Source organism: Acinetobacter sp. IK23 (assembly GCF_035615275.1).
GTDB classification, from domain to species: Bacteria; Pseudomonadota; Gammaproteobacteria; order Pseudomonadales; family Moraxellaceae; genus Acinetobacter; species Acinetobacter seifertii.
Genome location: NZ_JANBNX010000075.1, coordinates 1 through 511 on the forward strand (window position 1 = coordinate 1; position 511 = coordinate 511).

General features: G+C 52.1%; 1 protein-coding gene. It reads right to left on the minus strand.

Going from position 1 to position 511, the window contains the following annotated elements; all coding sequences use genetic code 11:
• Positions 1 to 511 (minus strand): hypothetical protein (locus tag MSG95_RS18910; RefSeq protein WP_324645244.1); only part of this gene is annotated, 511 nt, incomplete at both ends.

Sequence of the window (511 nt, forward strand, 5' to 3'; positions counted from 1 at the left end):
CGCTCTCACAGTCCCCCGCCCTGTCGGAATCAGAGTCGCTGTCAGAATCAGAATCAGAGTCACTGTCGGAGTCAGAATCGCTGTCAGAGTCTGAGTCACTGTCAGAGTCTGAGTCACTGTCGGAATCAGAGTCGCTATCAGAGTCTGAGTCGCTGTCAGAGTCACTGTCGCTATCAGAATCAGAGTCACTGTCAGAGTCAGAATCGCTGTCAGAGTCAGAATCGCTGTCAGAGTCTGAGTCACTGTCGGAATCAGAGTCGCTATCAGAGTCTGAGTCACTGTCAGAGTCTGAGTCGCTGTCAGAATCAGAGTCGCTGTCAGAATCAGAGTCGCTGTCAGAATCAGAGTCAGAATCGCTGTCGCTATCAGAGTCACTGTCGCTATCAGAGTCACTGTCGGAATCAGAGTCGCTATCAGAGTCTGAGTCGCTGTCAGAGTCACTGTCGCTATCAGAATCAGAGTCGCTGTCAGAATCAGAGCTGTCGCGTATTCCCATCTCCGAGCCCACGCG